Origin of the sequence: uncultured Legionella sp. (genome assembly GCF_937871865.1) — a bacterium.
In the GTDB taxonomy this organism is placed as follows: Bacteria; Pseudomonadota; Gammaproteobacteria; order Legionellales; family Legionellaceae; genus Legionella.
Map to the genome: position 1 here is coordinate 1 of NZ_CALMPD010000083.1, position 3,602 is coordinate 3,602.

Sequence of the window (3,602 nt, forward strand, 5' to 3'; positions counted from 1 at the left end):
TGAGCTAGAAATCGATGGTGAGATCTACACCGAAGCAGAATTAAATGGCTTTGCTGAAACCCAATTGCCAGAAAAATTTGATAAAGATTTTCAATTATTGATTGTGGCAGAGAAATATCAAACAGGCTTTGATCAGCCAAAGTTATGCGCCATGTATATTGATAGAAAACTGGATGGTTTACAAGCAGTACAAACCTTATCAAGGCTAAATCGTACTACCCCAGGAAAAAATAATACATACGTGCTCGATTTCCAGAATACGATTGAAGACATTCAAAATGCGTTTCGACCATTTTATGAAGTTACGTCGCTAGAGGAGATATCTGACCCTAATCAAGTGTATGAGTTGGAGGGGCGCATTAAGTCTTTTTCTATTATCGACGAAGATGAAGTTAACCGTTTCTCAGAAGTTTTCTATAAAGGGGCGCTTGATCCCCACGATAGAATCGCGCTAGAAAAATTGGTTAAGAACGCTGTCCAACGTTTTGAATATGAAGAAGACGAAGGAAGGCGTGATGAATTTCGACAACTACTTAAGAGTTATATGCGGTTTTATTCGTTTGTTGCGCAGGTGATGAGATTGCAGGACACTTGGTTGGAAAAACTTTTTTCCTATGCATCATGGCTCAATCGATTACTACCAAATCGAGAAGTGCCCCCCGAAATTGAGATTACAGAAGACATGATTCGCTTACAGGCATTCAGAATTGAGAAAAAAGAACAAGGTTCAGCTTCGTTATCTCCAGGCACTACTTCCGCTCTATCTGCTATCAAAGAGTTTGGTGCTAACGCTTACACGGAAGATGAGGAGCGCTCATTATCTGAAATTATTGAATCTTTTAATCAGCGCCATGGTACTGAATTTACTAAAGAAGATTTTTTGCGTTTTGAGAAAGTTAATCAAGAAATACTAAGCGACGAAAACTTGAAAGATATGCTGAAGAATAACCCTCCAGATGTGGTTTTTGGGGCTTTCTCTCAGGCATTTTTTGAAAGTGCGATTCAATTGTTTCAGCGCGATAATCAATTACAAAGTATAATGATGACAGATGCTGATGCACGGCATCAGGCAATTAAACATTTCTTTGGACGAGCCTTAAAAGAGGCAAAAAGTAGCGGTTAAATTAAATATTTCTGTTAATTTCAAGTGTAGTTGAGGTGTTCAAAATGTTGACAAATGTCAACAAAATTTACTATACTTCATAATAAAAAATGGAGTTATGGTGAGACCAAAACACCCCAATAAAGAGATCGAGTTAGCTATAAAATATGCTGAATCGAAAGGTTGGCGATATCAACCATCAGGGAATTCTGCTCACGCATGGGGTAGATTACTTTGTCCACTTGCGGCCAGAGAGGGGCATGCTATGAGCGTATGGTCAACACCAAAAAGTAATGAAGACCATGCAAAACAAATTAAACGTAAAGTTGATGCTTGTGAACACCAAGGAGAAGAAAATGAGTAACTTATATCAGTTTACCCTAATTCTTGATTGTGTTGATGAGACAACACCTGGCTTAGAGGATGCTCTATTTGAAGCAGGATGCGGTGACGCTTTAATTAATTATAAAAATGGGACAGTCTTTTTAGATTTCGATAGAGAAGGTGAAAATCTTGAGAATACCATTATATCTGCTATAAAGGATATCGAATCAGCAAATATTGGTGCAAGAATTATAAGTGTTGCTCCCGAGCATTTAGTAAATTTATCTGATATTGCCGAGCGTGTTTCGATGACTAGACAAGCGGTCTCTCTACTTATACAAGGAACTAGAGGTTCTGGAAATTTTCCAAAGCCTATTTTAAAGATATCGAATAAAAGTCCTTTGTGGCGTTGGAGTGCTGTTGCAGAATGGTTCTACCAACAAGGAAAAATAAGTGATCCTAACGTAATTGAATCTGCTTATATATTTGAAGATATTAATGCAGCTCTTGAACTTAGAGATAATGTTTCAATTAAACATAGAGAAAAAATACTTAGTAAACTTGAAGATCAAGAATTATATCAATCTATATCTCATTGATTGTTCGCCAGATATATTTGAATTAAACCAATAATATCTAAGCAATAAGTATATCATCCATCGATGGAGGTTATACAATCATGCATTAATTTTTTTAGTTCATAATTCTTTTCCAATATCAAATATCTTGCTAGATCATGATCTCTATGTTCAGTCGCCATTACAAATATGTATTTTTTGCCATTAAAGTTACTAACAATAGATAAACCATTATAAAGTCCAAAGGAGGAACGGCCAGCCATGGTTCGTTTCTCACTTTTATTCATAAAACTGACCTGATTCCATGGAAGTATTGAATTGTTTGAATTTTCTATAATTCGTTTTAATGGATCATTGTCGATTAATTTTTCTTCATAATAGAAATCCATCCAATCCTCATGGGTGCAGAATCGGTACGAATTTTCTTTTGAGGTTTGATCTGAGACTAGATAATAGAAATAATCACATCCCAAGACATTTAGTGGTCGGTATTGTTTGTTGAAAAGAAGCTCTTGATTTTCATCGAAAGATTGATACATCCTTGAGCATACATCTTGTAACATAATAAATCCTTAAAGCTACAACTTAAATCCATAAAATGCTAAAATAATGTACGACACAATGAAGTGAATGTAAATGGCAAATTTGGTTAGGATATCCGTTTTTATCAGTACTGCTATTGAGGTTTTTGATTTAAGTATCTTTGCTTTTCTTATTCCAGTGTTGTCATCCGTATTTTTCTCATCCCATTCACAAAGCTCAGCGATTAATTTTACCGTTTTGGCTTATGTAGTCAGTTATGCAGTGAAACCTTTTTCTGGAATAGTTTTTGGGTATCTGTCTGATACTTATGGTCGCAAGCAGGTACTGTCCGTTACTACTGTGTTGATGACTGTTTCCACAGCGATTATTGGTTTATTACCCACCAGATTACCTGACATTGATTTATGGGTAGCGTTATTTAGTTGCCGGATCATTCAAGGGCTATCAATATCAGGGGAATTTTCTAATGGTTTAATCCTGGCTGTTGAACAAGGGAAAGATCGTCCGGCATATTCTGGCAGTATGGCATTTATGGGCGGTATTCTTGGTTTGTTATTGGCAAACATCTCAGTTTTTATATTACTAGACATTTTACCTTATGAGCAGATGATTCAATATGGCTGGCGTATACCTTTTTTACTTAGTGCTATTATTTGGCTTGCATTATACCAGATTAGAAAGTTTATTAATGAGCCATTTGTCCATAAGCCAAATGATAACAAGCGTTTTTCATCTTTGGTAAAAAAATATAGGAAAGAGCTGGTTATTTGCTTTGTAGCTGCAAGTTTATCTGCTTCTGCTTTTTATATGACCTTTGTTTATATGCCTACTTTTTTATCCTCAGTGATTCAAAATCAGACTCATCATAAATCCCTATGGGTGACGTTGGTTGCTTTGTCGGTTTATTTTATGTGTTTGCCAGTGTTTGGCGCTTTGGCGGACCGGGTAGGTATTACTAAGCAAATTACTGCTGCTTCAGCTTTGTACCTTTTATTTTCCTATTGTCATTCAGCACTCTAATAGGACCACTTAGTCATCACCTAAAGGGACCACCC

Annotated in this window: 4 protein-coding genes and 1 pseudogene; 4 read left to right on the forward strand and 1 reads right to left on the reverse strand. The window is 36.2% G+C overall.

Going from position 1 to position 3,602, the window contains the following annotated elements; genetic code table 11:
- The 3 genes and pseudogenes from Q0495_RS04850 to Q0495_RS04860 form a co-directional block, all read left to right on the forward strand.
- Positions 1-1,123: pseudogene (locus Q0495_RS04850) on the forward strand (type I restriction endonuclease subunit R); the annotation flags it as partial.
- A gap of 97 nt (positions 1,124-1,220) precedes the next feature.
- Positions 1,221-1,466, forward strand: coding sequence for a hypothetical protein (locus tag Q0495_RS04855; RefSeq protein WP_298623714.1), 246 nt, complete (start codon positions 1,221-1,223; stop codon positions 1,464-1,466).
- Positions 1,459-2,025, forward strand: a complete 567-nt coding sequence (locus Q0495_RS04860; protein WP_298623716.1) for a hypothetical protein — start codon at positions 1,459-1,461, stop codon at positions 2,023-2,025. Before Q0495_RS04855 ends, Q0495_RS04860 begins: the two co-directional genes overlap by 8 nt.
- 53 nt (positions 2,026-2,078) lie before the next feature.
- Here Q0495_RS04860 and Q0495_RS04865 read toward each other — a convergent pair whose 3' ends face one another.
- Positions 2,079-2,567, reverse strand: coding sequence for an autoinducer binding domain-containing protein (locus tag Q0495_RS04865; protein WP_298623718.1), 489 nt, complete (start codon positions 2,565-2,567; stop codon positions 2,079-2,081).
- A 73-nt stretch (positions 2,568-2,640) separates the two neighbouring features.
- Here Q0495_RS04865 and Q0495_RS04870 point away from each other — a divergent pair, with 73 nt between their 5' ends.
- Entirely contained in the window at positions 2,641-3,567 is a 927-nt protein-coding gene (locus tag Q0495_RS04870) for an MFS transporter (RefSeq protein ID WP_298623720.1), read from the forward strand.
- Positions 3,568-3,602: the final 35 nt, after the last annotated feature.

What these genes read in the sequence shown, in the direction of transcription:
- Q0495_RS04865 (WP_298623718.1), bottom strand. Translation starts at nt 2,567, where the DNA reads ATGTTACAAGATGTATGCTCAAGGATGTATCAATCTTTCGATGAAAAT.
- Q0495_RS04870 (WP_298623720.1), top strand. Translation starts at nt 2,641, where the DNA reads ATGGCAAATTTGGTTAGGATATCCGTTTTTATCAGTACTGCTATTGAG.
- Q0495_RS04855 (WP_298623714.1), top strand. Translation starts at nt 1,221, where the DNA reads ATGGTGAGACCAAAACACCCCAATAAAGAGATCGAGTTAGCTATAAAA.
- Q0495_RS04860 (WP_298623716.1), top strand. Translation starts at nt 1,459, where the DNA reads ATGAGTAACTTATATCAGTTTACCCTAATTCTTGATTGTGTTGATGAG.